The 25,991-nt window shown below is 69.4% G+C and carries 28 protein-coding genes; 22 read left to right on the top strand and 6 right to left on the bottom strand.

Translation table 11 applies throughout. The features are described 5' to 3' along the window. The first annotated feature begins 57 nt into the window (after positions 1-57). Genes ahcY through metF form a run of 3 tightly spaced genes read left to right on the top strand, consistent with a single transcriptional unit; the run spans position 58 to position 3,189 of the window. Positions 58-1,494 carry an adenosylhomocysteinase gene (gene ahcY / locus ACK4ZD_RS01825; RefSeq protein WP_409657944.1) on the top strand — a complete coding sequence of 479 codons (1,437 nt, stop codon included), beginning with the start codon at positions 58-60 and terminating at the stop codon, positions 1,492-1,494. Positions 1,495-1,552: 58 nt separating this feature from the next. Then, a complete protein-coding gene (locus ACK4ZD_RS01820) occupies positions 1,553-2,314 on the top strand; it encodes a TlyA family RNA methyltransferase (RefSeq protein WP_409657941.1) in 762 nt (253 codons plus the stop codon). Between the two features lie 29 nt (positions 2,315-2,343). Then, on the top strand, positions 2,344-3,189 hold the full coding sequence (metF, locus tag ACK4ZD_RS01815; protein WP_409657938.1) for a methylenetetrahydrofolate reductase [NAD(P)H]: 846 nt from the start codon (positions 2,344-2,346) through the stop codon (positions 3,187-3,189). Between the two features lie 7 nt (positions 3,190-3,196). Here the strand turns inward: metF and ACK4ZD_RS01810 are convergent, their stop codons facing one another. Then, complete coding sequence (locus ACK4ZD_RS01810; RefSeq protein ID WP_409657935.1) at positions 3,197-3,778, bottom strand: 5-formyltetrahydrofolate cyclo-ligase; 582 nt, start codon at positions 3,776-3,778, stop codon at positions 3,197-3,199. A 119-nt stretch (positions 3,779-3,897) separates the two neighbouring features. Here ACK4ZD_RS01810 and ACK4ZD_RS01805 point away from each other — a divergent pair, with 119 nt between their 5' ends. From ACK4ZD_RS01805 to pyk, 5 genes are all read left to right on the top strand, one after another. Then, positions 3,898-4,590, top strand: coding sequence for a hypothetical protein (locus ACK4ZD_RS01805; protein ID WP_409657932.1), 693 nt, complete (start codon positions 3,898-3,900; stop codon positions 4,588-4,590). Between the two features lie 114 nt (positions 4,591-4,704). After that, positions 4,705-5,451 (top strand): AzlC family ABC transporter permease, encoded by a 747-nt coding sequence (locus ACK4ZD_RS01800; RefSeq protein WP_409658183.1) that lies wholly within the window; start codon positions 4,705-4,707, stop codon positions 5,449-5,451. Then, positions 5,448-5,777 (top strand): AzlD domain-containing protein, encoded by a 330-nt coding sequence (locus ACK4ZD_RS01795; protein WP_409657929.1) that lies wholly within the window; start codon positions 5,448-5,450, stop codon positions 5,775-5,777. The genes ACK4ZD_RS01800 and ACK4ZD_RS01795 overlap by 4 nt, the downstream gene beginning before the upstream one ends. Positions 5,778-5,848: 71 nt before the next feature. Beyond that, positions 5,849-7,042, top strand: a complete 1,194-nt coding sequence (locus tag ACK4ZD_RS01790) for a phosphoglycerate kinase (protein ID WP_409657926.1) — start codon at positions 5,849-5,851, stop codon at positions 7,040-7,042. 88 nt (positions 7,043-7,130) lie between these two features. After that, the gene (gene pyk, locus ACK4ZD_RS01785) at positions 7,131-8,564 is read left to right on the top strand and encodes a pyruvate kinase (protein ID WP_409657923.1); all 1,434 of its coding nucleotides are present in this window, start codon (positions 7,131-7,133) and stop codon (positions 8,562-8,564) included. A gap of 7 nt (positions 8,565-8,571) precedes the next feature. Here pyk and ACK4ZD_RS01780 read toward each other — a convergent pair whose 3' ends face one another. After that, positions 8,572-9,354, bottom strand: coding sequence for a YdiY family protein (locus ACK4ZD_RS01780; protein ID WP_409657920.1), 783 nt, complete (start codon positions 9,352-9,354; stop codon positions 8,572-8,574). A gap of 262 nt (positions 9,355-9,616) precedes the next feature. Between ACK4ZD_RS01780 and fba the strand changes: the two genes are divergently transcribed. Then, complete coding sequence (fba, locus tag ACK4ZD_RS01775) at positions 9,617-10,681, top strand: class II fructose-bisphosphate aldolase (protein WP_409657918.1); 1,065 nt, start codon at positions 9,617-9,619, stop codon at positions 10,679-10,681. A 69-nt stretch (positions 10,682-10,750) separates the two neighbouring features. After that, positions 10,751-11,650, top strand: a complete 900-nt coding sequence (locus tag ACK4ZD_RS01770) for a phosphoribosylaminoimidazolesuccinocarboxamide synthase (RefSeq protein WP_409657915.1) — start codon at positions 10,751-10,753, stop codon at positions 11,648-11,650. A gap of 47 nt (positions 11,651-11,697) precedes the next feature. Here the strand turns inward: ACK4ZD_RS01770 and ACK4ZD_RS01765 are convergent, their stop codons facing one another. Next, positions 11,698-12,639, bottom strand: coding sequence for a tetratricopeptide repeat protein (locus tag ACK4ZD_RS01765; RefSeq protein WP_409657913.1), 942 nt, complete (start codon positions 12,637-12,639; stop codon positions 11,698-11,700). A 144-nt stretch (positions 12,640-12,783) separates the two neighbouring features. On the opposite strand from ACK4ZD_RS01765, the gene purE reads away from it, so the two are divergent. Genes purE through ACK4ZD_RS01745 form a run of 4 tightly spaced genes read left to right on the top strand, consistent with a single transcriptional unit; the run spans position 12,784 to position 16,410 of the window. After that, a complete protein-coding gene (gene purE, locus ACK4ZD_RS01760) occupies positions 12,784-13,260 on the top strand; it encodes a 5-(carboxyamino)imidazole ribonucleotide mutase (RefSeq protein ID WP_409657910.1) in 477 nt (158 codons plus the stop codon). Next, positions 13,257-14,417, top strand: a complete 1,161-nt coding sequence (locus tag ACK4ZD_RS01755) for a 5-(carboxyamino)imidazole ribonucleotide synthase (RefSeq protein WP_409657907.1) — start codon at positions 13,257-13,259, stop codon at positions 14,415-14,417. The genes purE and ACK4ZD_RS01755 overlap by 4 nt, the downstream gene beginning before the upstream one ends. A gap of 16 nt (positions 14,418-14,433) precedes the next feature. Then, entirely contained in the window at positions 14,434-15,414 is a 981-nt protein-coding gene (locus ACK4ZD_RS01750) for an L-threonylcarbamoyladenylate synthase (protein WP_409657904.1), read from the top strand. A 24-nt stretch (positions 15,415-15,438) separates the two neighbouring features. Next, positions 15,439-16,410, top strand: a complete 972-nt coding sequence (locus ACK4ZD_RS01745; protein ID WP_409657901.1) for a hypothetical protein — start codon at positions 15,439-15,441, stop codon at positions 16,408-16,410. On the opposite strand, the gene dacB is transcribed toward ACK4ZD_RS01745, so the two are convergent. Then, positions 16,404-17,891: a D-alanyl-D-alanine carboxypeptidase/D-alanyl-D-alanine-endopeptidase gene (dacB, locus tag ACK4ZD_RS01740; protein ID WP_409657898.1), complete on the bottom strand. Its 1,488-nt coding sequence runs from the start codon at positions 17,889-17,891 to the stop codon at positions 16,404-16,406. The two genes, ACK4ZD_RS01745 and dacB, sit on opposite strands and share 7 nt — an antisense overlap. A gap of 32 nt (positions 17,892-17,923) precedes the next feature. Here dacB and tsaB point away from each other — a divergent pair, with 32 nt between their 5' ends. The 3 genes from tsaB to ACK4ZD_RS01725 are packed head-to-tail and all read left to right on the top strand — an operon-like array spanning position 17,924 to position 19,900. Further along, positions 17,924-18,646, top strand: coding sequence for a tRNA (adenosine(37)-N6)-threonylcarbamoyltransferase complex dimerization subunit type 1 TsaB (gene tsaB / locus ACK4ZD_RS01735; RefSeq protein WP_409657895.1), 723 nt, complete (start codon positions 17,924-17,926; stop codon positions 18,644-18,646). Beyond that, complete coding sequence (gene rimI / locus ACK4ZD_RS01730) at positions 18,643-19,113, top strand: ribosomal protein S18-alanine N-acetyltransferase (RefSeq protein WP_409657891.1); 471 nt, start codon at positions 18,643-18,645, stop codon at positions 19,111-19,113. The genes tsaB and rimI overlap by 4 nt, the downstream gene beginning before the upstream one ends. A gap of 49 nt (positions 19,114-19,162) precedes the next feature. After that, positions 19,163-19,900, top strand: coding sequence for a uracil-DNA glycosylase family protein (locus tag ACK4ZD_RS01725; protein WP_409658180.1), 738 nt, complete (start codon positions 19,163-19,165; stop codon positions 19,898-19,900). Positions 19,901-19,907: 7 nt separating this feature from the next. Here ACK4ZD_RS01725 and ACK4ZD_RS01720 read toward each other — a convergent pair whose 3' ends face one another. After that, entirely contained in the window at positions 19,908-21,023 is a 1,116-nt protein-coding gene (locus ACK4ZD_RS01720) for a magnesium transporter CorA family protein (protein ID WP_409657888.1), read from the bottom strand. Further along, complete coding sequence (gene hemB, locus ACK4ZD_RS01715) at positions 21,023-22,024, bottom strand: porphobilinogen synthase (RefSeq protein WP_409657886.1); 1,002 nt, start codon at positions 22,022-22,024, stop codon at positions 21,023-21,025. The genes ACK4ZD_RS01720 and hemB overlap by 1 nt, the downstream gene beginning before the upstream one ends. A gap of 248 nt (positions 22,025-22,272) precedes the next feature. Here hemB and ACK4ZD_RS01710 point away from each other — a divergent pair, with 248 nt between their 5' ends. From ACK4ZD_RS01710 to ACK4ZD_RS01690, 5 genes are read left to right on the top strand one after another with little or no spacing between them, the layout of a single operon-like run. Then, a complete protein-coding gene (locus ACK4ZD_RS01710) occupies positions 22,273-22,710 on the top strand; it encodes a CopD family protein (RefSeq protein WP_409657883.1) in 438 nt (145 codons plus the stop codon). Between the two features lie 11 nt (positions 22,711-22,721). Further along, entirely contained in the window at positions 22,722-23,828 is a 1,107-nt protein-coding gene (locus ACK4ZD_RS01705; RefSeq protein ID WP_409657880.1) for a VanZ family protein, read from the top strand. 9 nt (positions 23,829-23,837) lie between these two features. Continuing rightward, positions 23,838-24,164, top strand: coding sequence for a (2Fe-2S) ferredoxin domain-containing protein (locus tag ACK4ZD_RS01700; protein ID WP_409657877.1), 327 nt, complete (start codon positions 23,838-23,840; stop codon positions 24,162-24,164). Further along, positions 24,161-24,766 carry an alpha/beta hydrolase gene (locus ACK4ZD_RS01695; protein WP_409657874.1) on the top strand — a complete coding sequence of 202 codons (606 nt, stop codon included), beginning with the start codon at positions 24,161-24,163 and terminating at the stop codon, positions 24,764-24,766. The genes ACK4ZD_RS01700 and ACK4ZD_RS01695 overlap by 4 nt, the downstream gene beginning before the upstream one ends. A gap of 57 nt (positions 24,767-24,823) precedes the next feature. After that, positions 24,824-25,978: a D-alanyl-D-alanine carboxypeptidase family protein gene (locus tag ACK4ZD_RS01690; protein WP_409657871.1), complete on the top strand. Its 1,155-nt coding sequence runs from the start codon at positions 24,824-24,826 to the stop codon at positions 25,976-25,978. Positions 25,979-25,991: the final 13 nt, after the last annotated feature.

Here is a 25,991-nt window from a genome sequence, read left to right as displayed (position 1 = left end):
GTGGGTTTCACGACGTTCCCTTCCGGTGCACAGCGGTTTTTCCTCCAGGAGAAACGCATGAACGCTGTCCTCAAGCCCGCCCTGTCGCCCGACCAGTACGTCATCGCCGACCTGTCGCTCGCCGACTGGGGGCGCAAGGAAATTCGGATCGCCGAGACCGAGATGCCCGGCCTGATGGCCATTCGCGAGGAATTCGCGGCCAGTCAGCCCCTGCGCGGCGCGCGCATCGCCGGCAGCCTGCACATGACGATCCAGACGGCCGTGCTGGTCGAGACGCTGCAAGCCCTGGGAGCCAGCGTTCGCTGGGCCTCGTGCAACATCTTCAGCACCCAGGACCATGCCGCCGCCGCACTGGTGGCGCAAGGCACACCCGTGTTTGCCTACAAGGGCGAGTCGCTGAAGGATTATTGGGACTACACCCACCGCATCTTCGAGTTCGGACCTCAGGGCTCCGAGGCCGAAGGCCCGAACATGATCCTGGACGACGGCGGCGACGCCACGCTGCTGATGCACCTGGGCCGGCGTGCCGAGAAGGATCCGTCGGTGCTCGCCAACCCCGGCAGCGAGGAGGAGCGCGAGCTCTTCGCCGCGATCCGGGCCAAGCTGGCCCAGGATCCGACCTGGTACAGCCGCAAGAGCGCGAAGATCATCGGCGTGACCGAGGAAACCACCACCGGCGTGCACCGCCTCAACGAGATGAGCGCGCGCGGCACCTTGCTCTTCCGTGCCATCAACGTCAATGACAGCGTCACCAAGAGCAAGTTCGACAACCTCTACGGCTGCCGCGAGTCCTTGGTGGACGGCATCAAGCGCGCCACCGACGTGATGATCGCCGGCAAGATCGCGGTGGTGTGCGGCTACGGCGACGTGGGCAAGGGTTCGGCCCAGGCGCTGCGTGCCTTGTCGGCCCAGGTGTGGGTGACCGAGATCGACCCCATCTGCGCGCTGCAGGCGGCCATGGAAGGCTACAAGGTCGTCACGATGGACTACGCCTGCGACAAAGCCGACATCTTCGTCACCGCCACCGGCAACAAGCATGTGATCACCCATGACCACATGCTGAAGATGAAGGACCAGGCCATCGTCTGCAACATCGGTCACTTCGACAACGAGATCGACATCGCGTCGATCGAGAAGTACCGCTGGGAGGAAATCAAGCCTCAGGTGGACCATGTGATCTTCCCCGATGGCAAGCGCATCATTTTGCTGGCCAAGGGCCGCCTGGTGAATCTGGGCTGCGCCACGGGCCACCCCAGCTACGTGATGTCGTCGAGCTTTGCCAACCAGACGCTGGCGCAGATCGAGCTCTACACCAAGCCCGGCCAGTACGAAGTGGGCAAGGTCTACGTGCTGCCCAAGCACCTGGACGAAAAGGTGGCGCGTTTGCAGCTGTCCAAGCTCGGAGCCATGCTCACCGAGCTGACGGACGAGCAGGCGGCTTACATCGGCGTCAAGAAGGAAGGCCCTTACAAGTCCGATACCTATCGGTATTGAACCCCCTTCGGCCTGCGATCTCCCCATCGGGGGGCGACGCTGGATGTCCGAGGCATCGATGACGCGTGTGGATCAACTCCTGGTGCTGCGGGGCCTGGCCCCCACGCGCTCGGCCGCTCAGCGGCTGATCGAGCGCGGGGCGGTGCGCTGGCAGGGGCCGCGGGGCTGGCAAGTGCCGAAGAAGGCAGGGGAAGACCTGCCCGAGGGCTGCACGCTCGAGGTGACCGACGACGCCGAGCTGCGCTTCGTCTCCCGCGGGGGGCTCAAGCTGGAGGGAGCCCTGCGTGACAGCGGCTTGGACGTGCGCGGCTGGCGCTGCCTGGACGTGGGACAGAGCACCGGCGGCTTCACCGACGTGCTGTTGCGCGCCGGTGCGGCGGCCGTGGTGGGACTGGATGTGGGCCAGGCGCAACTGCACGAACGCCTGCGCGGCGACCCGCGCGTGACGGTCTACGAAGGCCTCAATGCGCGTTCGCCCGAGGGCACCGCCTTCGCACGCGAACAGGCACCGGCCAGTTTCGACCTGATGGTGGGCGACCTGTCCTTCATCTCGCTGACCCTGGTGCTGCCGGCGCTGGCGCCCTGGCTCAGGCCCGCTGCCCAAGTGCTCATGCTGGTCAAGCCGCAGTTCGAACTCGGCCCGGCGCAGATCGGCAAAGGCGGTCTGGTCAGGGACGTGGCCCTGTATTCGCAGGTAGAGCAACGCCTGCGGGTCGCCTGTGCGGCCCTGCACTGGACGGTGCGGGGCTGGTTCGCCAGCCCCATCACCGGCGGCGACGGCAACCGCGAGTTCTTCCTCTGGGCGCAGACGCCGGGCTGACCCCGACCGAACAGACAAGAGAGGATCCGATGAAAGCCACTGAGAACCGGCTGCCGGTCAGCCTGGAGTTCTTCCCCCCCAAGACCCCGGAAGGGGTGGTCAAGCTCGCTGCCGCGCGCGCGCAGCTCTATGCGCTCAAGCCCGAATACTGCTCGGTGACCTATGGCGCCGGCGGCTCCACCCAGGACGGCACCCTGCAAACGGTGCAGGCCATCCTGTCCGAAGGCGTGGACGCTGCACCGCACTTCTCCTGCATCGGCGCCACCCGCGACAGCGTGCGTGCCCAGCTCGCCGTGTTCCGCCAGACGGGCATCCGCCGCCTCGTGGCGCTGCGCGGCGACCTGCCCAGCGGCTACGGCAGCTTCGGCGAGTTCCGCCATGCCAGCGACCTGGTCGCCTTCATCCGGGCCGAGACCGGCGATCACTTCCACATCGAGGTGGCCGCCTACCCAGAAGTGCACCCGCAAGCCCGCTCGCCCGAGGCCGACCTGCAGGCCTTCGCCACCAAGGTCAGGGCCGGGGCGAACGCGGCGATCACCCAGTACTTCTTCAACAGCGACGCCTACTTCCGCTTCGTCGATGACGTGCACAAGCTCGGCGTGGATGTGCCCATCGTCCCGGGCATCATGCCCATCACCAACTCCTCGCAGCTCATGCGCTTTTCCGACGCCTGCGGGGCCGAGATCCCGCGTTGGATCCGGCTGCGGCTGATGGCCTACGGCGACGACAAGGCCTCGATCCAGGCCTTCGGCCTGGACGTGGTGAGCGATCTGTGCGACCAGTTGCGCACGGCCGGCGCACCGGGCCTGCACTTCTACACGATGAACCAGGCCCAGGCCACGCTGCAGATCTGCGAGCGGCTGGGGTTGGTCTGAGAAGACCTCAGCCGCGCTCCCACATCACCCCTTCTTCGGTGAGAAGGGTGTCGAGGCAGGCCTCGCCGGGCAAGGGCCTGAGCAGCGGCAAGAAACCATGCGCGTAGGCCAGGCCCACCGACCAAGGACGCGGCTGCAGCGCGGCCAGCGTGCGATCGACGAAGCCGCCGCCATAGCCCAGCCGCAGACCTGCCGGCCCGAAACCCACGCAAGGCACGAGCAACAGCTCGGGATCGAAGGCCTCGGTGTCCTTGGGCTTGGGAATGCCATAGGCGTCCTCCTCCATCGGACAGCCCGGAAACCATACATGAAAGCGCAACTGGCCGCTGGCCTTGTCCACCACGGGCAGACCGATCTGGCGGGTCGTGCCTTCGGGGGCCCCTTCCTGCCAGCGGTACAGGGCGGGCAGCGGGTCGAACTCGCCCTTGATGGGCCAGTAGGCGCCGATGCGCGTCTCTCGCCGGCCCACCAGCCAGCCCCGCAGGACCGTCTGCAACTGCACGGCCCGCTCGAGTCGGTCAGGCAGGGCCTGGCGGGCGGCCAGCAGTCGTTCGCGCAGCACGCGGCGATCAGGGTCGAAAGCGGTCATCGGGGCAGTCTCCTGGCCTGGCAGGCCCTGGCGGATGCCAGCGATTGTGCCGGGCCATGGCCATCCTGCCCGCTCGGGCTTGCCCGGTCGCGCACCCCCGTCCATGGCAGGATCAGCCCATGGACACCGCCGTCGTGAGGCGCTGGTTCGAGGACATGCCGCTGGCCCTGGGGCCGGGTGGGTGGGCCTCGCTCGCGCTGTGGCTGCTGGGTCTGCTCTTCATGGCCGCCGCCTTTCGCAGCCTGCTGCGCGCCCGGCCACTGGGCCTGCTGGTCCACACCCTCACGGGGCTCGTGTTGCTGATGAGCGGGGTGGCGATCAGCCTGGTCGGGCTGGGAATGCACGGCTACCGCGCGCTCACGCATGAGCAGGTGGCTGCACACATCCGCATCGAGCCGCTGGGGCCCCAGCACTTCCGCGCCCACTTCACCCTGCCCGACGGCCGCCGCAAGGCTTTCGAGCTGCGCGGCGATGCGCTCTACGTGGATGCCCACGTGCTGAAGTGGAAGCCGATGGCCAACCTGCTGGGCCTGCACACCGCCTACGAATTGGACCGCGTGGCGGGCCGCTATCTCTCGCTCGAGCAGGAGCGCGCAGCCGAGCGCACGGTGCACAGCCTGCGCCTGGACCGGCCGGTGGACTTGTTCACCCTGCGCGAGCGCTTGGGCTGGCTCTCGGGCCTGCTCGACACCGACCATGGTTCGGCCAGCTTCAAGGCCGTGAACGGTGCGAGCGAGATGGAGTTGCGTGTGTCCGCCACCGGACTGCTGCTGCGGGCCGTCCCGCCCGGCGCGCCCTCCCCGGCCGACTGAGAATCGACCGACGGTTTCCCGCCGAATCCCGGCCAAGCGGCTCCCTCGAATCATCCGATGTTCAGGTCGCTGTACGCCAGTTTTGGCGACAATGGCAGGTTGTCGTCCTCGCCAATGAACACCGCCCTGCTCCGCGCCACTTGGCGCCATCCCGAATTCCGCCTCGGCGCCCGCCATATGGTCAGCCTGGCCTTGGGCATCGCGGCCTGGGGGTTGGTCACCGGGGTGGCGATGGTGAAATCAGGCCTGTCGGTGCCGCTGGCGCTGTTCATGACCTTCTTCGTGTTCGCCGGCAGCGCCCAGCTCGCCGCCCTGCCGCTGATGGCCGCCGGCGCGCCGGTGTGGGTGGTGTGGGCCGCGGCCACCTGCGTGAACCTGCGCTTCGTGATCTTCAGCGCCATGTGGCGGCCCTATTTCGCGCGCTTCCCGCTGCGCCAGCGCTGCGTGCTGGGCTATTTCAGCGGCGACCTGAACTATGTGATGTTCATGAAACGTTTTCCCGAACCCGGGCACCGGGTGGAGGATCAGATGCCCTACTACTGGGGTGGCGTGGCGACGAACTGGATCGCCTGGCAAAGCGCTTCGGTGCTGGGCATCGTGCTGGCCAACGTGATCCCGCCGCAGTGGGGCTTGGGCTTTGCCGGCGTGCTCGCGCTGCTGGGCGTGATGTGCTCGCTCCTGAGTGAACGGGCCACCTGGGTGGCCGCCGGCGTGGCTGGTGCCGCCGCGGTGGCGGCCTATGCCCTGCCGCTCAAGCTCAACATCGTGGTGGCCATTGCCGCTGCCGTGGCCGCCGGCCTGGTGATGGAAACCGCCGAGCGCGCCTGGAAACGCACCGGCCGGCCGGGGGCGGGAACGTGAGCCCCTGGGAAGCCGTCCTCACGATCGCCGGGCTGGGCGTGATCACCGTGCTCACGCGCAGCTTCTTCCTGCTGCCCGAGCGCGAGCTGCACCTGCCCGGTCTCGTCAAGCGCGGCCTGAAGTACGCCCCGCTGGCTGCACTGGCCGCAGTGATCGCGCCCGAAGTGCTGATGACCCAGGGCGAACTGATCACCACCTGGCGCGACGCCCGGATCTTCGGGCTGGCGGCCGCCACGGCCTACTACTTCTGGCGCCGCGACATCCTGGGCACCATCGTCGTGGGCATGGCCTTGTACCTGCCGCTGCGGCTGGGGCTGGGGTGGTAGTGAGCGTCGGGCTCCTACAATCGGCGGCGTCCTGAGTCCATGCTGCGGCATGTAGGCCGCGTCCTTCCGCCATGAACGTGCTTCGCTTTTCCGATCTGATCGCCCAAGGCCAGGTGGCTGGGCGCCGCGTTTTCATCCGTGCCGACCTCAACGTCCCGCTGGACGACGCCGGACACATCACCGAGGACACCCGCATCCGCGCCTCGGTGCCCTGCATCGAGATGGCCCTGCAGGCCGGGGCGGCCGTGATGGTGACCTCGCATTTGGGTCGGCCCACCGAAGGCGAGTTCAAGCCGGAGGACTCGCTCGCCCCGGTGGCGCGGCGCCTAGGCGAGCTGCTCGGGCGCGAGGTGCCGCTGCGTGCGAACTGGGTCGATGGCGTGGACGTGCAACCCGGCCAGGTCGTGCTGCTGGAGAACTGCCGCCTGAACAAGGGGGAGAAGAAGAACGACGAGGCGCTGGCGCGCAAGATGGCCGCCCTGTGCGACATCTTCGTGCACGACGCCTTCGGCACCGCCCACCGTGCCGAGGCCTCCACCTACGGCATCGCGCAGTTCGCGAAGGTGGCCTGTGCCGGCCCGCTGCTGGCCGCCGAGATCGACGCCATCACCCGGGCCCTGGCCCAGCCCAAGCGCCCGCTGGTGGCCATCGTGGCCGGCTCCAAGGTCAGCACCAAGCTCACCATCTTGCAAAGCCTCGCCAAGAACGTCGACCAGCTCATCGTGGGCGGCGGCATCGCCAACACCTTCATGCTGGCCGCCGGCCTGCCCATCGGCAAGTCGCTGGCCGAACCCGACCTGGTGGACGAAGCCCGCGCCGTGATGGAAGCGATGCAGGCCCGCGGCGCGGCCGTGCCCATCCCCGTGGACGTGGTGGTGGCCAAGGCGTTCAAGGCCGATGCCGCGGCCACCATCAAGGCGGCCGCCGACGTCGCCGACGACGACCTGATCCTCGACATCGGTCCGAAGACCGCCGCGCTGCTGGCCGAGCAGCTCAAGGCCGCCGGCACCATCGTGTGGAACGGCCCGGTGGGGGTGTTCGAGTTCGAAGCCTTCTCCAAGGGCACCGAAACCCTGGCCCGAGCGATTGCCGAGTCCAGCGCTTTCTCGATCGCCGGTGGCGGCGACACCCTGGCGGCCATCGCCAAGTACGGCATCGAGAAGGACGTGGGCTACATCTCCACCGGCGGCGGCGCCTTCCTGGAGGTGCTCGAAGGCAAGCAGCTGCCGGCCTTCGAGATCTTGGCACGCCGCGCCGCGGCGTGATCGGCGCAGGGTGGCGCTGTAACTCCAAAGGCCTTCTGAAGGCGCTCAAAATGGAATAAAGTTACATCCTCACCGGAGACAAGCTGCCATGAACCGCGCCACCAAGATCGTCGCCACCCTGGGCCCCGCCTCGTCCACTCTCGAGATCTTGGAGCGCATGATCCGCGCTGGGGTCGACGTGGTGCGGTTGAACTTCTCTCACGGCACCGCCCAGGACCACATCGACCGCGCGGCTGTGGTGCGTGAAGCCGCCCAGCGTGCCGGCAAGGAGGTGGCCATCATGGCCGACCTGCAAGGCCCCAAGATCCGGGTGGGCAAGTTCGAAGGTGGGAAGACCCTGCTCGAACCTGGCCAGACCTTCATCCTGGATGCAGGCTGGACGGACCTGGGCAACAACGAACGAGTGGGTCTGGACTACAAGGAACTGCCGCGCGACGTGAAGCCGGGCGATACCCTGCTGCTCAACGACGGTTTGATCGTGCTCGCCGTCGAACGTGTGGCCGGCGATGCGGTGTTCACTCGCGTGAAGATCGGCGGCGAGCTGTCGAACAACAAGGGCATCAACAAGCAAGGCGGCGGGCTCACGGCCCCGGCGCTGACGGCCAAGGACATGGAAGACATCCGCACCGCGATGAGCTTCCAGTGCGAGTACCTGGCGGTGAGCTTCCCCAAGAGCGCCACCGACATGGAAATGGCCCGCCAGCTCGCCAACGTGGCCGGCGAGCCCTGGCGGCACAAGCCCGCGCTGATCGCCAAGATCGAGCGCAGCGAGGCCATCCCGCAGCTCGAGGGCATCCTCAAGGCCAGCGACGGCATCATGGTCGCGCGCGGCGACCTGGCCGTGGAGGTGGGCAATGCCGCCGTGCCGGCGCTGCAAAAGCGCATGATCCGCCTGGCGCGCGAGATGGACAAGGTGGTCATCACCGCCACGCAGATGATGGAGTCGATGATCGTCAACCCCGTGCCCACGCGCGCCGAGGTCAGCGATGTGGCCAACGCGGTGCTCGACGGCACCGATGCGGTGATGCTCAGCGCCGAGACCGCCGCGGGCAAGTACCCGGTGGAGACCATCGAGCACATGGCGCTCATCGCGCTGGAGGCCGAGCGTGCCGAGGAGATCGAGCTCGACTCGGACTTCGTCAACAAGAAGTTCGGCCGCATCGACCAGGCCATCGCCATGGGCGCACTCTTCACCGCCCACCACCTGGGCTGCAAGGCCATCATCGCACTGACCGAGTCGGGCTCGACCGCGCTGTGGATGAGCCGGCACAAGATCCATGTGCCCATCTTCGGCCTGACCTCACAGCCCGTCTCGCAGCGCAAGATGGCGCTGTACCGCAATGTGCGTCCGCTGCTGATGCCGTCCTACCACGACCGCGACGAGGCCCTGCACAAGGCCGAGGCCCTGCTCGTCGAACGGGGAGTGCTCAAGCCGGGCGACACCTATGCCATCACCTGCGGCGAACCCATGGGCTACCCCGGGGGCACCAACATGCTCAAGGTCTGCCGCGTGGGCGGCTGAGCCCCCTTCAGTCCAGGCCGAGCGAGACGCCGGTCACGAACAGCGTGTCCGACTTGCTGAAACCCGCGCCCGGCTGGGTGTCATGGCGATAGGTGAGGCTGGCCGTCAGGCTGAGCCGGGTATCGATGGCCACCGCCAGGCTGGCGGTCAGCTCGGCGCGGAACTCCCCCGATTCACGCAGGCTCGGCAGCAGCCGGGCCTGCTGCTTCAGGCGCGAGGTATCGGACAGGTAGGTGGTGGATTCCTGCGCCAGCACCAGCTCCAGGCGGTCGCGGCTGCGGCGGCTCAGGCCATCGATCACCGTGGCCGCCTCGTAGCGGTCGCGCGTGTAGCCCAGGCCCGCGGACACATCACAGTAGCTGTCCTCGGTGCGCAGCAGGTGATAGCCCAGGCCCGCAGCCACCGACCCGCGTGACTCGACGTTCGCCGCCTCGTCGTGCAAGGCTGCAAGGCTGCCGTAGCCGAACCACAGCAGCGACAGGTCGCGGTCGTACTGGGTCTTGATCTCGGCGCGCTGCGCGGCGGTGTCGCCCTCGGTGCGCGATTGCAGCGCGCTGCCCGTCAGCGACCATTTGTCCTCGTAGGTGGCCCGCACACTGTCCAGGGCGAGGTTCAGGCTGGTGGTGCGCGTGTTGCCCGAGGCCACGCTGGCGCCCAGTCCGATGAGGTGGCGCCATTGTCCATCGGGACGCTGCGTCACCTGCGCCGGGGCCGGCCCGGCGGCCGTCAGCAGGCCCAGGGCCAGGACGAGCCCTGCGCTGCGGTGCAAGAGGGAAAGGGTCGGAAACACGCTTCGGGTCATCTCGGCGTCGGTGGTGGCGTGAACGGGAAAGCGGCCGACTTTAGGACGCCTGGCCGCGCGCCGCCACCCCGGGCCCGGAAACCCCATGCTGCACTGCGGCATCCCTCCCCGGTCCCAGGGGGTGAGGGCCGCCCCGCTCCGGTGGGCTCGGTAGAATCCAAGGGAATTACAGCGCGGTTTCATGCCGCCGCGCCCCCGGCGATTTCCGTTTCCCCGACTTCCGTTTCCCCGACTTCCACGAGGCCCCACCATGCCACTCGTCTCGATGCGCCAGCTGCTGGACCATGCCGCCGAAAACAACTACGGCATCCCGGCCTTCAACGTCAACAACCTCGAGCAGGTGCAGGCCGTGATGGCCGCCGCCGACGAAGTCGGCGCGCCGGTGATCCTGCAGGCCAGCGCCGGCGCCCGCAAGTACGCCGGCGAGAGCTTCATCAAGCACCTGATCCAGGCGGCCGTCGAGGCCTACCCGCACATTCCGCTGGTGATGCACCAGGATCACGGCACCTCGCCCAAGGTCTGCCAGGGCGCCATCGAGCTGGGTTTCGGCTCGGTGATGATGGACGGCTCGCTGATGGAGGACGGCAAGACCCCAGCCTCCTTCGACTACAACGTCAAGGTCACGCGCGAGGTGGTCGAGATGGCTCACAAGGTGGGCGTCACCGTCGAAGGGGAGCTCGGTTGCCTGGGTTCATTGGAGACCGGCATGGCCGGCGAGGAAGACGGCATCGGCGCCGAGGGCAAGCTCGACCATTCCGCCTTGCTGACCGACCCCGAGGAGGCCGCCCAGTTCGTCAAGGCCACGCAGCTCGATGCGCTGGCGATCGCCATCGGCACCAGCCACGGCGCCTACAAGTTCACCCGCAAGCCCACCGGCGACATCCTGGCGATCTCGCGCGTCAAGGAGATCCACGCCCGCATCCCCAACACCCACCTGGTGATGCACGGATCGTCCTCGGTGCCGCAGGAACTGCTGGCCATCATCAACCAGTACGGTGGCAAGATGAAGGAGACCTACGGCGTGCCCATCGAGGAGATCCAGGAAGCGATCAAGCACGGGGTGCGCAAGATCAACATCGACACCGACATCCGACTGGCCATGACCGGCGCGGTGCGCAAATTCCAGGCCGAAAACCCCGACAAGTTCGACATGCGCGAGTGGATGAAGCCTGCGCGCGAGGCGGCCAAGCAGATCTGCAAGGCGCGCTACCTGCAGTTCGGCTGCGAAGGCCAGGCCGGTAAAATCAAGCCCATTGCCCTGTCCGAGATGGCGCGCCGCTACGCGGCCGGCGAACTGGCCCAAGTGGTCCAGTAAGACCCGCAGCCCGATCCGCACCTGCCGAGCCCGCTGGACCAGCGGGCTCGTTTTTTTCCGGAGACCTTCATGACCGCCGCCTTGCTGCACTCCTCGATCACCTCCCTGCCCTTGCTGGCGCGCGGCAAGGTGCGCGACAACTACGCGGTGGGCACCGACCGCATCCTGATGATCGCCACCGACCGGCTTTCGGCCTTCGACGTGGTGATGGGTGAGCCCATCCCCGGCAAAGGGGCCCTGCTCACCGAAGTGGCGCTGTTCTGGTTCGACAAGCTGCGGCATGTGGTGCCCAACCACCTCACCGGCGAAGACCCGGAACGCGTCGTCACCGAGGCCGAGCGTGCCCAGGTGCGCGGCCGGGCGATGCTGGTCAAACGGCTCAAGCCCCTGCCGGTGGAGGCCGTGGTGCGCGGCTATCTGGCCGGCAGCGGCTGGAAGGAATACCAACAGACCGGGGAGGTCTGCGGCGTGAAGCTGCCGGCCGGGCTGAAGAACGCCAGCCGGCTGCCCGAGCCCATCTTCACCCCGGCCACCAAGGCCGAGATGGGCGAGCACGATGAGAACATCTCGTTCGATCGCATGTGCGAGCTCATCGGGCCCGAGCTGGCCGAGCGCGTGCGTGCGGTGTCCATCGAGCTCTACCGCACGGCCGCCGACTATGCGCTGTCGCGCGGCATCATCATTGCCGACACCAAGTTCGAGTTCGGCCTGGACGAGCACGGCACCCTCACGCTGATGGACGAGGTGCTCACGCCCGATTCCTCGCGCTTCTGGCCGGTGGAAGGTTATGCCGAAGGCGCCAACCCGCCCAGCTACGACAAGCAGTTCGTGCGCGACTGGCTGGAGCAGGCCACCGTCGACGGCCGGCCCTGGAACAAGCGGGCGCCCGCCCCGGCGCTGCCGGCGGAGGTGATCGAAAAGACGGCGGCCAAGTACCGCGAGGCGCGCGACCGGCTGCTGGGGGTCTGAGCGGCCCCAGGGCCGGCTCGCGCAGCCCTGCGCGGCGTTGACAGGCCCTAGAACAGCGTCATCGACAGCTTGCGGCGGTACTGCTCGACGACCGGATCCGCCGGTGCCACCGCGGTCTTGCCGGTGACCTCCAGCGTGCCCTTGGCTTCGGCCGCGGCCGGCCTGGGCGCGGGCTTGCTCATCATCTCGAGAACGGCCACATAGGTCTTGCGCGCCAAGCCCTCGTTCCAGGCCTTGTCGCGCATCAGGATCTCGAGCAGCTCGTCCATCGCCTGCGTGAACCGGCCGGCGGCAAAGTGCACCTGGGCCAGCTCGTGGCGGGCCTCGAAGTCGCGCTTGTTGGCCGCGATCGCCGCCTCCAGTTCCTGCAGCGAGCGGGCCTGCGGGGCGCGCTCGCAGGCCTCCAGGTACCGCCCCAGGGCGGCCAGGCGGGCGTCCACCGCCGCCTTGGAGGCCACCGGCTCAAAGGCGGCGCGCGCCTCGGCCAGCTGGCCGCGCTCGAGCAGCAGCTTCACATAGTCGAAGCGCGCCACGTCGTTGGCCGGGTCGATGGCCACGGCCTGCTGCAGTTTCTCCAGCGCTGCATCGGTGCGGCCGTCGGCGGCCAGCTCGACGGCCGCCTCGGCTTCCTCCTCGGCCTGCAGTTCGGCTTGGCTGGGCACATGCTTGTCCAGGAACTGCTGGATCTGCGCCTGCGGCAGCGCCCCCACGAAGCCATCGACGGGCTGGCCGTCGCGGAACATCACGCAAAACGGGATGGAACGCACGCCGAACATCTGCGAGAGCTGGCCGGCGATCTCGGGCTGCTCGTCGGAATTGAGCTTGGCCAGCACGAAGCGGCCGCCGTACTGGGTCTCGAGCTTCTCGAGCAGGGGCCCCAGCGTGCGGCACGGGCCGCACCAGGGCGCCCAGATGTCGAGCAGCACGGGACGCGACACCGAGGCTTGCAGCACCTCGGCTTCAAAGTTCTGGAGGGTGATGTCGATCATGGCTAAGCCGTTCAATGGAGGCGGGACGCCGGCACGGACACAGATGGGGACGGCCCCGGCCTTTCCCAGCCCCGCCTAAAATTGCGGTTTCTGCCCAGCCTGGAGCCGTCCTTGTCGAGCGCTTCGCCCCTCATCGGTGTGGTCATGGGTTCCAACAGCGATTGGGACGTCATGCAGCACGCCGCCCAGATTCTCGCCGACTTCGGCGTGCCTTACGAGGCACGGGTGGTTTCCGCCCATCGCATGCCTGACGACATGTTCCGTTATGCCGAGCAGGCCGCGCCGCGCGGCCTCAAGGCCCTCATCGCCGGCGCCGGCGGTGCGGCCCACCTGCCAGGCATGCTGGCCGCCAAGACCGTGGTGCCGGTGCTGGGCGTGCCGGTGCCGAGCAAGCACCTGCAAGGCGTCGATTCCCTGCACTCCATCGTTCAAATGCCCAAGGGCATTCCGGTGGCGACCTTCGCCATCGGGACGGCCGGCGCCGCCAATGCGGCCCTTTTCGCCGTGGCCCTGCTGGCCAACGAGGACGCGACCTTGCGCGAAAAGCTGCTGGACTTCCGCGCCCGCCAGACCGAGGCCGCGCGGGCGATGACGCTGCCGCCCGCAGGAGGCCGGGCATGAACGGCACGGTGCAGCCCGGCGCGACCCTGGGCGTGATGGGCGGTGGCCAGCTCGGCCGCATGTTCGTGCATGCCGCCCAGCAGATGGGCTATTTCACTGCCGTGCTCGACCCGGATGCGAGCAGCCCTGCCGGACTGGTGGCGCACCACCACATCCAGGCCGATTACCTGGACGAGCAAGGCCTGGCACAACTCATGCAGCGCTGCGCCGCGATCACCACCGAGTTCGAGAACGTGCCGTCGGCAGCCTTGACGACGCTGCAAGCCCATCGTCCAGTCGCCCCGGGGGCGCAGGCCGTGGCGATCTGTCAGGACCGCGCCCTGGAAAAGGCGCATTTCAGGCGCTGCGGCGTGCCCTGCGCGCCCCATGTCGTGATCGAAACCGCCGAACAGCTCGCGGCGGTCGATGCCGCCTGGCTGCCGGGCATCCTCAAGACCGCCCGCCTGGGCTACGACGGCAAGGGCCAGGCCATGGTGGAGAACCCGCAGGATCTGGCCGCCGCCTGGGAGCGGCTCGGCCGCGTTCCCTGCGTGCTGGAACAGCGGCTGGACCTGGCCTTCGAGGTGAGCGTGATCGTCGCCCGCAATGCCCAGGGCGAAGTCGTGCATTTCCCCGTGCAGCGCAACCTTCACCGCGACGGCATCCTCGCGGTCACCACCGTACCGGCGCCGGACGTGGGCCCCGAACTGCAGGCCCAGGCCATCGGCGCGGCCGAGCACCTGGCCGCATCGATGCACTACGTGGGCGTGCTGTGCGTGGAGTTCTTCGTGCTGCGCGATGGTCGGCTGCTGGCCAACGAGATGGCACCGCGGCCGCACAACTCGGGCCATTACACGCTGGACGCCTGCGACGTGTCGCAGTTCGAGCTGCAGGTGCGCGCGATGACCGGGCTGCCGCTGGTGGCCCCGCGCCAGCACTCCCCGGCCGTGATGCTCAACCTGCTGGGCGAGCTGTGGTTCGACGCACAGGGACGCGAGCGCGAGCCCGCCTGGGCCGAGGTGCTGGCCCTGCCGGGGGTGCATCTGCACCTGTACGGCAAGCTGGCGGCGCGGCCGGGGCGCAAGATGGGCCACCTGACCGTGACGGCGGCCACCGCAGCCCAGGCCGACGACGTGGCACGGCGTTGTGCCGAGCGGCTCGGCATCGCCCCCTGGTGAAGGAGCCTGTCGCACCATGGCGCGCATCCTCGACGGCGACCCCACCGCCCAGATCGCCGAGGCCCTGGAGGCCCTGGCGGCCGGGCGCCTCGTGGCCTTTCCGACCGAAACGGTCTACGGCCTGGGCGCCGATGCCGGCCGGGACGAGGCCGTGCGCGGCATCTTTGCCGCCAAGGGCCGGCCGGCCGACCACCCGCTGATCGTGCATGTGCCCAATGCCGAAGCCGCCCTGGCCCTGGCCCGGGCCGTGCCGCCGGCGGCCCGCCGGCTGATGGACGCCTTCTGGCCCGGACCGCTCACCGTGATCGTGCCCCGCCGCGAAGGAGTGGCCTCGGCGGCGGCAGGCGGACAGGACACGATCGGCCTGCGCTGCCCGGCCCATCCGGTGGCCCAGGCCCTGCTGCAGGCGGCCAGCCGGCGCGGGCTGCTCGGGCTGGCCGGCCCCAGCGCCAACCGCTTCGGCCGGGTCAGCCCGACCACCGCCGCCCACGTGGCCGCGGAGTTCGGCGACGAGGTGCTGGTGCTCGATGGCGGGCCGTGCCAGGTGGGCATCGAATCGACCATCATCGACTGCTCGCGCAGCCGCCCGGTGTTGCTGCGCCCGGGCACGCTCACCCGCGCACAGATCGAGGCCGCGCTGGGCGAACCCCTGCTCGAGCGCGACGAGCAGGCCCCGCGGGCCCCGGGCACCCTGAAGGCCCACTACGCCCCCCGTGCGGCCGTGCGCCTGATGAGCGCCGACGTGTTGCAGACGGCCTTGCAGGTCCTCGGCGACGCCCCGGGCGGGGTGGCGCTATATTCCCGCACCATTGCCCCGGCCAAGGGCATGCTGCACCGGGCCATGCCCGATGATGCGGCCCGGGCCGCGCGGGAACTGTTTGCCGTCCTGCGCGAGTTCGATGAGCGCGGTGCGCGGATCATCTGGGTCGAAAGCCCGCCCCCCGGCCCCGAATGGGACGGGGTGCGCGACCGGCTGACCCGAGCCGCAGCCGCCTGACCCCCCATGCTTCCTGGAGTGTGCATGTCCCTGTTGTCCCTCGGCGCCCGGTGGCGCTGCAAGCCGCTGGCCGCCTTGGCCACCGTGGTCGCGCTGGCCGGCTGCGGCGGCGACGTCTTCGACCCCTTCCAGCCCGACCGGGTGTATGCCTTCGGCGATGGCCACAGCGCGATGGCCAGCGACGGGCGCAAGTACACCGTCAACGATCCGGCCGACTGCCGGCGCTACCGTCACTGGAACCAAATCGTCGCCGAGAACTACGGTTTTGCCTTCGCGGCCTGCAACCCCAGCAACCTCACCGGCAACCGTGTAGCCCAGCTCTTCGCCGACGAGACCTGGACGCTGGCCGACGTGCGCGCGCAGGTGGAGGCCCAACTGCCCAACCTGGGCCCCGGGGACATGGTGCTGCTGCAAGCCGGCACCCAGGATGTGTGGGCACTGTACGCGCAGGATCCGAACGTCGTGCCCCCAAACTACGAGAACGAGGGCCTGTGCAGCCGGTCCAACCTGCCATCCACCCTGCGCGAGGCCTGCGACCGCGGTGCCGACCTTGGCCGGCTGGTGCAGCAGATCACCGACCGCGATGCGCGCGTGCTGGCCATCGACGTGGTCAACCAGGGCAAGACCCCGCGCGGATTGGCCCAGAGTGTGGCCGGCCAACGCCTGCTCAAGGCCTTGACCGATGCCTTCAACTCCGGCTTCTACAACAGCTTCGGCAGCAACAGCCGCAAGGCGGCCTACGCCCAGGTGAACAACCTGGTGCGCCTGGCCACCGACGACGACAGCAACACCGGGACGCGCTTTCGCAACGAGACCTCACCGGCCTGCACCGTCCAGCCGGCGCTCGATTGCACGTTGTCCACCGTGGATGGCGAGTACCGGGAGAGTCTCAACGACTACCGCTTCGTCTACGCCGACGACCTCTACTTCAGCCCCCAGATGAATCGCCTGATCGGCGACCTCGCCTGGCGGCGGGCCGAGCGGCACCCCTACTGACGGGCGGACACGGGTTCGAGATCACGCACGGCCCACTCGACCAGGGCCTCCAAGGCCGGACGCGCTGCCGATGCGCGCGGGTGGTTGACGAGGGCCACGAAGCTATAGCGCTGCCCACTGTCACCCAGCACGTAGCCGGCCAGGCCGGCCACGTCGCGCAGCGAGCCGGTCTTCAAATGTGCGCGGCCCGGCCCGGCTCGGGCGCGCCGCAGGGTGCCGTCGCGCCCCGTCACCGGCAGCGAGGCCATCAGCTCGGGCATCACCGGGTCGGCCCAGGCCGACTGCAGCAGCCGGGTGAAGAAAGCCGCGCTCGCGCGGGCCTGCCGCGACAGCCCGGCGCCGTTGTCCAGCACCAGCGAGGCATCGAGCTCGCCGTGGCGGCTGCGCAGCCAGTCCTCGACCGCCGCACGCGACGACGCCAGGTTGCCCACACCGCGGCGCTCGCGCCCTAGGGTCAGAAAGAGCTGGCGGGCCATCACGTTGTTGCTGAACTTGTTGATGTCGCGCACCACCTCGGCCAGGGCCGGCGAAGTGGCGGCCACCAAGGGCTGGAGGCCCTCGGGCACCCGCCCCTCACGCACCGTGCCCGACAACTGCCCGCCCAGACTGCGCCACAGCCCCAGCACGGCCTGGGCGTTGTAGCCGCGCGGGTCGGCATGGGCGATGGCCCACTGGTTCTCGCCGCAGCGTGCCGGGTAGGCGCCGCGAAAGCGCAGCCGGGCGGGATCGCCCAGCTCGGCCTTGAGCAGGCCCCTCCAATCGGCGCAGGCGGCGGTGAAGTCCAGCGGCACCCAGGGGTCGACCGCAAAGCCGTGCAGCGGCGGCTCCACCGTGACCCAGGCCCGCGCGCGGGCCGGATCGGGCACGAAGCCCAGCACGAAGGACTTGTAGTTGATCAGCAGCGCGTCGGGCAGGACGTTGTACGGACGCCAGGGCTCTTCATCGAAGGCTCCGGGATCGCCCGGCGGCACTTCAAAGGCCGAGCCGTCGAGCACGATGTCCCCCCGGATCTCGCGGATGCCCAGCTGCTGGACGCGCCGCAGCAGCAGCCACAGTCGCTCGACCACCAGCTTCGGGTCGCCTTGCCCCTGCAGGTACAGCGTGCCTTGCAACACCCCGTCGGCCACCGAGCCCTCGACATAGACCGGCGTGGACCAGGTGTAGGCCGGCCCCAGCAGATCCAGCGCGGCGTAGGTGGTGACGAGCTTCATCAGCGAAGCCGGGTTCATCGGCACTTGGGCCTGGTGGCTCAGGCGCGGCCGGCCACCGCCGACCGGCACCACCTCGACGGCCAGGGCCTCGCGCGGCACCTGCGCCTGCGCCAGCGCCGCCTCCACCGGCGCCGGCAGAGCCGGTGGCGCGGTCTGGGCCTGCGCCGGCCCGCGCGCCAGCACGAGCCCCAGGACGATCGCAGCAAGGGTCCAGGCGCCGGCCCGGGGCAGGGCACGGCGCAGCATCGAAGACAAGGCAGGGCAAGGCATCCCCCGATTATCCCGGCCGCTACACTGTGGGCATGTCCTTTCCTGCGCGAGACCCCCGCCTGCTGGCGATCGAGACCGCCACCGAGACCATGCACCTGGGCCTGCGCTGCAGCGGCCAGGTGCGCGTCTTCACCGGCCCGGGCAGCGCCCACACCTCGGCCACACTGTTGCCGACCGTGCGCCGGCTGCTGGACGAGGCCGGCCTCGCCCCGCGGGACCTCGATGCCATCGCCTTCGGTCGCGGCCCGGGCGCCTTCACCGGCCTGCGCACCGCCTGCTCGGTGGCGCAGGGCTTGGCGCTCGGTGCCGGCTGTCCGGTGATCCCGGTGGACACCCTGCTCGTGGTGGCCGAGGACGTCCACCGCACCCACGGGCATACCGAGGTCTGGGCGGCCCAGGATGCGCGCATGGGCCAGCTGTATGCCGCCCGCTATCGGCACGACGGCGACCGTTGGCACACCCGGTCCGCGCCGGCCCTGCATGAGCCCGAGGCCTTCAACACGCTGCTGCGCGCCGACCCGCAAGCCGCGCTGGCCGGCTCGGCGCTGGCCGCGCTCGGCGCGCGGCTGGACACGGGCTCGCGGCCTGTCCATCCCGAAGCCGCCCCCAGCGCACACGCCCTGCTGGCGCTGGCGCTGGCGGCCTGGCAGCGTGGCGAGGCGGTCGACGCCGCCTTGGCCTTGCCCCTGTACGTGCGCGACAAGGTGGCCCAGACCACCGCCGAACGCGACGCTGTCCGCTCGGCCCTGACATGAACGCCCTGCTGCACCCTGCTGGCCGGCGCCTGGAGCCCCTGCGCGTCGAGGATCTCGATGCGCTGCTGGCCATTGAGGTGCAGGCCTATGAGTTTCCCTGGACACGCGGCAACTTCATCGACTCCCTGGCCGCAGGGCATGTGGCCTGCTGGCTGCGCGAGGGGAACGGCCCCATGATCGGCTACTTCCTGGCCATGCGCGGGGTCGAGGAGATGCACCTGCTCAACCTCACCGTGTCCCCGTCCCAGCAGGGGCGAGGACACGCCGTGTGGATGCTCGACCGCCTGTGCGAGATGGCGCGCGGCGAAGGCGCCGCGCAACTGTGGCTGGAGGTGCGACCGAGCAATCAGCGAGCCCGGCGTCTGTACGAGCGCTACGGTTTTGCCGAGGTGGGCCTGCGCCGCGGCTACTACCCGGCCGCGCGTGGGCTGCGCGAGGACGCGCTGGTCATGAGCCTGCCCCTGTGAGGACGGCCCCGTGAACCTGGACGATCGTCGCCTGGCGGTGCTGCGCGAGATGGGCCTGACCGCCTGGGTGCCGCGCCATGCAGGCGTCGCCCTGGGCGCCCCCCCGGCCGCCGCGGCCGACGGATCGGTCGTCGCGGGCGTGGAGCCGGACCGCATCGTCGCTGCGTCGCCGGTGGCCCTGACGCCGCGCGGCGCGCGCCTCGGCGGCATCGAGCAGATGGATTGGCCGGCGCTGCGCGAAGCGGTGGCCGGCTGCCGAGCCTGTGCGCTGTGCGAGAGCCGCCGCAACACCGTGTTCGGTGTGGGTCATGAGCAGGCGCACTGGATGATCGTCGGCGAAGCCCCGGGCGAGAACGAAGACCGCCATGGCGAGCCCTTCGTCGGCCAGGCCGGCCGCTTGCTCGACAGCATGTTGCGCTCCATCGGCCTGACACGCGAGGCCGCGCCGCCCGAACGGCAGGTCTTCATCTGCAACGTGCTCAAATGCCGCCCGCCGGGCAACCGCAACCCCGAGCCCCAGGAAGTCGCGCAGTGCGAGCCCTTCCTGAAGCGACAGGTGGCCTTGGTGAAGCCGCGCATCATCCTGGCCATGGGGCGCTTTGCGGTGCAGTCGCTGCTGCGCACCACCGAGCCCATCGGCCGGCTGCGCGGGCGGGTGCACGACTACGAAGGCGTGCCGCTCATCGTCACCTACCATCCCGCGTACTTGTTGCGCAACCTGCCCGACAAGGCCAAGGCCTGGGACGACCTTTGCCTGGCACTGGACACACTGCGCTCGCGCCCCTGAGCCGCGGTCAGTCCCTGGTGCCGAGGTAGCGCTTGCGCCAGAAGAACAGTCCCAGCCCCAGGCCGAGCGCGGCCATCAGGCCCAGCGTGATCCACACCCCGGTGGCCTCGTGGATCAGCGGCAGGGTGTCGAAGTTCATGCCGAAGATGCCGGTGATCAGGTTCAGCGGCAGGAAGATGGCTGTCAGCACGGTGAGCGTGCGCATGATGTCGTTGGTGCGGTTGCTCTGCGCTGAGAAGTGCATCTGCACCGCCGTCTCGGCCGAGGACTCCAGCCGGCGCACGTGACCCAGCACCCGTTCGATGTGCTCGAGCACGTCGCGTGAGCGCAGGCGCAGCAGCTCGCGCTCGCGCTGCGCCTGGGGCGTGGTCTCGGGGGGCCATTCCTGCAGGGCGTCGATCCACTCCTGGATCGCGTTGCGCTGGTCCTCGCAGATGTCTTCCAGCAGATGCAGGGTGTTGCGCGAATCGAGCAGCAACTGCCAGCTTCGGAATCTCGAGCGCGGGTTGAACAGCGCCTGCTGCAGCACGCCGAACTGGCGCGTAAGCAGCCGCCGCAGCTCCAGGTAGCCGTCGACGATGTGGTTGACCATGCGCAGCATCTGGTCGGCCGGGCTGGTGGGCAGCCGCACCGCCACCGGCCGCCCTTCGGTGCGGGGATCGGCCTGGCCCTGGGCAATCTGGGTGTAGCGCTGCGCAAAGTGCTCGCGCACCAGGCAGTCGGCCGGGTGCACCGTCAGCAGCACCCGGTCGAAGACCGCAAAGCCCACCGGGCTGGTGTCGATGGCCTCCAGGGCACGGCGGGCGCCGCGGAGGTCTCCACCGGCCTCGTCGAGGAAGAGCGCACTCGTGCCGGGGCCGGCGGCCAGACGCCGGAACACCAGCACGTCGTACCAGGGCGTGTCCTCGAAGTGGGAGGGCAGTTGCGGGTTGAGCAGGTCCGAGACGTGCAGGTCCACCAGCGGCCCGCCGGTCCAGGCCTGCAGGCAGGCCTGCAGGCGGGCGATGTCCGTCTCGAACTCGCTGCGCGTCACCCCCACCCAGAGGTAGCCGGCGTCGGGCAGCGCGGCCGGCAGGGCCGGCCATTCGTCGAAGCCGTCTGGGCGGACGTGGAAGACACGCATCAGGCTTTGAGCCGCGCCGCCGCGTCCAGCGCGAAGTAGCTCAGCACCCCATCCGCGCCGGCGCGCTTGAAGGCCAGCAGCGACTCCATCATCACGGCATCGTGGTCGAGCCAGCCGTTGGCCGCGGCCGCCTTGAGCATCGCGTACTCGCCGCTGACCTGGTAGGCGAACGTGGGCATGCGGAACTCGTCCTTCACGCGGCGCACGATATCCAGGTAGGGCAGGCCGGGTTTGACCATCACCATGTCGGCGCCTTCGGCGATGTCCAGCGCCACCTCGCGCAAGGCCTCGTCGCTGTTGGCCGGATCCATCTGGTAGACCTTCTTGTGGCTCTTGCCCAGGTGGGCTGCCGAGCCCACCGCGTCGCGGAAGGGGCCATAGAAGGCCGAGGCGTACTTGGCGCTATAGGCCATGATGCGGGTGTGGATGAGCCCGCGCGCCTCCAGCGCCTGGCGGATCGCGCCGATGCGCCCGTCCATCATGTCCGAGGGGGCCACGATATCCACGCCGGCCTGCGCCTGCACCAGGGCCTGCTTGACCAGAACCTCGACCGTCTCGTCGTTCAGGATGTAGCCGGTGTCATCGAGCAGCCCGTCCTGGCCGTGGCTCGTGAAGGGGTCGAGCGCGACGTCGGTCATCAGGGCCAGTTCCGGGAAGCGGCGTTTGAGCTCGTGCACCACGCGCGGCACCAGGCCCTCGGGGTTCAGGGCCTCGCGGCCGTCCGGCGTTTTCAGGGCCGGATCGATCACCGGGAAGATCGCCATCGCCGGCACGCCCAGGGCAAGGCAGCGCTCGGCCAGCGGCAGCAGGCGGTCCAGGCTCAGGCGCTGCACGCCCGGCATCGAAGCCACCTCCTGGGTCTGCCCCTGGCCGTCGAGCACGAACACCGGAAGGATCAGGTCGTCGGCACGCAGGGCATGCTCACGCACCAAACGGCGGGTGGCGTCGTCGCGGCGCAGACGGCGGGGACGGGCCGCCGGGAAGGAAGCGGGGAAAACCAAAGCAGGATCCTGTAACAAACGTTCGAAAGCGTGAAAAGCTGGTGTTTTCCATGCCCGAGTGGATCACTGGGGCCCTCCAGCCTGCCACGGATCTGTGATAAGCTCACATCTGAATGATACGTCGCAAGGCGGTCATTCCCTGCTTTCCTCCCTGAGCAGGTGCCTTACCGTGATGACAGCGTTAAGGCTTTGAAGCCCCAGTCCCCGACTGGGGCTCTTTCTTTTGGGCGGTGGCTATCATGCCGCGCATGCTCTACGCCCTGGTCAAATCCCTGCACATCGTCTTCGTGGTCGGCTGGTTCGCCGGCTTGTTCTACCTGCCTCGCATCTTCGTGAACCTGGCGATGGTGAGCCCCGACAGCCATGCCGAGCGCGAACGCCTGCTGCTGATGGCGCGCAAGCTCTACCGCTTCATGTCGCTGCTGATGATCCCGGCCTTGGGGTTTGGCCTGTGGCTGTGGCTGGGCTATGGCATCGGGCGCGGCCCGGGCAGTGGCTGGATGCATGCCAAGCTCGTGCTCGTCCTCGGACTGGTGGGCTACCACCACGGCTGCCGTCGCCTGCTGCGCGACTTCGAGCAGTTGCAGGCCACGCCCCGCTCCCACGTGTGGTACCGCTGGTTCAACGAGGTGCCGGTGGTCGTGCTGCTGGCGGTCGTGCTGCTGGTGGTGTTCAAGCCCTTCTGAGCGGGGCGCCAGTGTCCCGCCATCGCAGCTCGCTGGTGCCGCTGGCACTGCTGTACGCCGCGCTCATCGTCTATGCGAGCCTGTACCCCTTCCGGGGCTGGGTCGCGCCCCACCTGCCGCTGTGGGCCTTCGTGCTCGAGCCCTGGCCGCGCTGGTGGACGGGCTTCGACCTGGTGTCCAACCTGCTGGGCTACATGCCCCTGGGGATCCTGGTGGCCGGTGCGGCGCTGCGCAGCGAACGGCCGCGCGCGCACGCCTTCGCCTTCGCCCTGGGCAGCGGGGCGCTGCTGTCGGGCGCGATGGAGACCTTGCAGAACTTCCTGCCGGCCCGCGTACCGTCCAACCTGGACTGGGCCCTCAACGTGCTGGGCACCGCGGCCGGCGCGCTGGCCATGCTGGCGCTGCAGGCCGTGGGCCTGCTGGGACGCTGGCAGTGGCTGCGCGAGCGCTGGTTCATCGAGCGCAGCGCCGGCGGGCTGACCCTGCTGCTGCTGTGGCCGGCGGCCCTGCTTTTCCCCACCCCGGCGCCGCTGGGTGTGGGCCAGGTGGCCGACCGGGTGGACGACCTGATCGCGCGCGCCCTGCAGGGCACGGTGCTGGAGGGCTGGGTCCAGGCCCCAGTGGCCGGGGCCGTTTCGCGGCTGCCGGCGGTCACCGAGCTGGTGGTGGTAGCGCTGGGCGTGCTGGCACCCTGCCTGCTGGCCTTCTCGATCAGCCCGCCGCGCTGGCCACGCCTGGCGCTGGTGGCCGGGGCGGCGGTCCTGGGCTTTGCCGCCACCACCTTGTCCACGGCCCTGAGCTACGGTCCGCAGCATGCGCTGGCCTGGATCACGCCGGCCACTCCGCTAGGGCTGACGGTGGGCGTGGTCGCCGCCGTCGTGCTGGCCCCGGTGCCCCCGCGCGCGGCCGCCGCGCTGGGGCTGGTGGCCATCACGGCGCTGGCCGGCTTCGTCAACGACGCGCCGGCCGATCCCTACTATGCCCAGAGCCTGGCGGCCTGGGAGCAAGGCCGCTTCATCCGCTTCCACGGTCTGGCCCAGTGGGTGGGCTGGCTGTGGCCGTACGCGGTGCTGGTCTACCTGATCGCTCGCACGGCCTCGCGGGAGCGCGCGCCTTAAAATCCCCCGATGAGCTATTACGAGCGCCACATCTTCTTCTGCCTGAACCAGCGCGACAACGGCGAGGCCTGTTGTGCGAATCAGGGGGCCGAGGCGGCCTTCAACCATTGCAAGTCCCGCGTCAAGGCCGCCGGCTTGGCCGGGCCGGGCCGCGTGCGCGTGAACCGGGCGGGCTGCCTGGACCGCTGCGCCGGCGGCCCGGTGGCGGTCGTCTATCCCGAAGCCACCTGGTACACCTACGTGGACCACACCGACATCGACGAGATCGTCGAGCGCCACCTGCGGCACGGCGAGGTCGTCGAACGGCTGCTGCTCGCGCCCCACGTCGGCCGATGAACGCCCAGACCGAGAAGCGCCTGATCGCCGGTCCGGCCGGCGATCTCGAATGTGCCCTCGACGCGCCGGCGGGCCAGCCCCTCGGCCTGGCCGTCGTGGCCCACCCGCACCCGCTGCATGGCGGCACCCTGGACAACAAGGTGGTGCAGACCCTGGCCCGGGCCTTCGTGCAGCGCGGCTGGCGCGTGGTGCGCTTCAACTTCCGCGGCGTGGGGCGCTCGCAAGGGGCCTGGGATGCCGGGCGCGGCGAGATCGACGACATGATGGCCGTGATCACGCATTGGCGCCAGGGCGGGGAACCTTTGGCCCTGGCCGGGTTCTCTTTCGGGGCCTATGTCGCCTCGCACGCCGCCCAGCGGCTGGGAGACGACGTGGCCCACCTGGTGCTGGTGGGTCCGGCCACCGGCAACTTCGAGGTGGCGCCCGTGCCGGCCCACGCGGTCGTGATCCACGGTGAACACGACGACGTGGTGCCGCTGCAGTCCACGCTGGACTGGGCCCGCCCGCAAAGCCTGCCGGTCGTGGTGGTGCCCGGCGTGGGCCACTTTTTCCATGGGCAGCTGCCGCTGCTGAAGACCCTGGTGCTGCGCGCCCTGGCCTGAGACGGTGCGAAGCACCGCCGCACCCGGGCCTGCTGCACCTCAACCGAACCCGCATCGATGAAACGACTGCTTGCCTTCTTGCTGACCGCCGCCTCGCTGGCGTGGACTCCCCTGTCTTCCGCCCAGCCCCTGCCGCCCCCGGAGGTGGCTGCCAAGTCCTACGTGCTGCTGGACATGAACAGCAACCAGGTGCTCGCCTCGCGCGAGCCCGATGCCCCCTCGGACCCGGCCTCGCTGACCAAGCTGATGACCGCCTACGTGGTCTTCGGCGCCCTGCGCGACAAGCGCCTGTCGCTGGAGCAGGACCTGCCGGTGTCGGTGCGGGCCTGGAACGAGCGCAAGGGCGGCGCCTCGGTGATGTTCATCGAACCGCGCATGCGCGTGAAGGTGGAAGACCTGCTCAAGGGCATGATCGTGCAGTCGGGCAACGACGCCTCGGTGGCCCTGGCCGAGGGCGTGGCCGGCAGCGTCGAGGCCTTCGTGGAGCTGATGAACCGCGAGGCCCAGCGCATGGGCCTGAAGAACACCCGCTTCGCCAACGTGACCGGCATGACCGAGCCCGGGCACCACAGCACCGCGCGCGACCTGTCGGTGCTGGCCTCGCGGCTGATCACCGACTTCCCCGAGTACTACCCGATGTACTCGATCCGCGAGTTCCGCTTCAACAACATCACCCAGCCCAACCGCAACCTGCTGTTGCGCCGCGACCCCAGCGTGGACGGCCTCAAGACCGGCTACACCGAGTCCGCGGGCTACTGCCTGATCGCCTCGGCGCAGCGCGACTTCCCCAACGGCAAACGCCGACTGCTCAGCGTGGTGCTCAACACCACCTCGATGGAGGCACGCGCCAACGAAAGCCAGCGCCTGCTCAACTGGGGCTTCCAGGCCTTCGACACGCTGCGCCTGTTCGAGGGCGGCCAACCGGTGGTCGAGCCCCAGGTGTGGAAAGGCAAGGCGGCCAAGGCCCGGCTGGGGGCCGCAGGCCCGTTGTTCGTGACGGTGCCGCGCGGCGCGGGCGACAAGGTCACCACCAAGATCGAGCGCGTGGACCCGCTGGTGGCCCCGCTCCAGCAGGGCCAGGCCGTGGGCCGCATCAAGGTGCTGCTGGGCGACACCGTGATCGCCGAGACCCCGCTGGTGGTGCAGGAGGCCGTGCCCGAAGCCGGCCTCCTGGGCCGCGCCTGGGATGCCATCCGCCTGTGGATCCAGTAAGCTCGACATCCCC

This window comes from Caldimonas sp. (assembly GCF_046291045.1).
GTDB lineage: Bacteria > Pseudomonadota > Gammaproteobacteria > Burkholderiales > Burkholderiaceae_C > Caldimonas.
The sequence above is the reverse complement of the archived record's forward strand: the minus strand, read 5'-3'. Positions and strand labels throughout refer to the sequence as shown.